Raw genomic sequence first — 1,589 nt, 5'->3', positions numbered from 1 at the left:
GACACTTACTTTTAATATCGTCTCTGAATCAGAAAACGTTATTGTCGTTTGTCTTGTAGTTGTATTTGGATTAGCAATAGCTTTCACAGTGATATTAGCATCGCCACTACCAGAACGCGATGATAAAGATATCCAGTCTACATCACAAGAAGCAGTCCATAAAGAATTGCATTTTACCGTTATAGATTCTGTACCACCATCGCCAGAAAAAACTATATTACTAACATCAAGAGTAAGATACTTTTTGGCAGCATTCTGCACAATACGGATCGACTCTTTGTTTTTATTATCATCAGATGTAAAAACAATATAGCTTTGCCTACTACTTGTAATTTCATTCGTCATCGCTGTTACAGAAATCACAGCGTCGCCAGTTCCTGATTCTTGCGACAGAGATATCCAGTTATCATTACATGATATACGCCAACGAGTATTGCTTACAATACGAAGTGTTTGTGTACTGCTTAGTTCATCAAAGGAAAGATCTGTGGCCGAAACACATAAATACTTTCCTGCAGTCCAGTTCTTGGCATTATCTGGCAAATCCTTTCCGCATGATGCCAACAATATCAAACCTAGCAAAAGCCATATTTTGACAATATTTGATCTCATATTTTATTAATTTTTTAGAAATGATACAATAGTCCCACATTTGCGCCAAAACCTTCACCCCAAGCCTTAATTTTACTATCAATCTCTTTAATGACGCCATATACGTCATCTTTAGATATTGCGAAGTCGTATTGGGGGGTCAGGTGAACATATAGTCCTTTTGTAATATTGAACGATAAACGAAGGGCTATTAGCATTGAAATGGGGGTTGATTTCTGATAGTATGAACTAGAATTATTGGTCCGAGCAATTCTGCCATTAATCATATTCAAAGAAACTCCAGCTTGAGGTGATACTTTAAACTTCCTACCTGTCGACAATCCTAAGCGAAGCCAAACCTTACTGCACGAATAATCGTAAACCTCAGCTGGCATCGGGGCCCCTTTCTGCGCAAAACCAATATCTTTCACTTTGTCACAACCCAGCACATAACCAGCTTCTAACGACAAAGCTTTATAACCTATACCAAGATGAGCAGACGGCCCTATTGTACTGAATGCATTGAATCCAACACCTATATAGAAATCAACTTTAATCGAGTCTTTAGATATTTCAGCATCTTCTAAAGGTTGTCCTTTTATATTGGAAGAAGTTATCTGCTCTTGATCTAGTATCAAGTCAGATTCTAGTTCATCTGTTTCTTCTGTATTTATTTCAGAGGAAGCCGATGATGTTAATGCCTGACCCTGATATAGCATGGAGTCAGATTCCAGTTCATCTGTTTCTTCTGCATTTATTTCAGAAGAGGATGATGATGTTATTGCCTGATCTAGCAAGGCATCCAAATAAGCATTGTTGGTTATCACAATCTCTGCATCGTAGGTACACTTGCCTTCGACAGAGGTTGGAATTTCGAAACCACGTAATAAGCCTAGATAAGGATGGCTGATTGTAAGGCGCTTAGTACCAACTGGTACATATAGCCATACCTCGCCAGTTTTACTTTCTTGTTTTACGATACCTAGATTGGCACTGAA

The 1,589-nt window shown here is 38.2% G+C and carries 1 protein-coding gene and 1 pseudogene; both read right to left on the bottom strand.

Features of this window, described 5'->3' with window-relative positions; translation table 11 throughout:
- Positions 1–612: BACON domain-containing protein (locus BMY16_RS15370; RefSeq protein WP_170836146.1), on the bottom strand; the 612-nt coding region annotated here is incomplete at its 3' end.
- Positions 613–626: 14 nt separating this feature from the next.
- Positions 627–1,589 (bottom strand): annotated as a pseudogene (locus BMY16_RS15655) (hypothetical protein); the annotation flags it as partial.

Source organism: Prevotella sp. ne3005, assembly GCF_900110085.1.
GTDB lineage: Bacteria > Bacteroidota > Bacteroidia > Bacteroidales > Bacteroidaceae > Prevotella.
The sequence above is the reverse complement of the archived record's forward strand: the minus strand, read 5'-3'. Positions and strand labels throughout refer to the sequence as shown.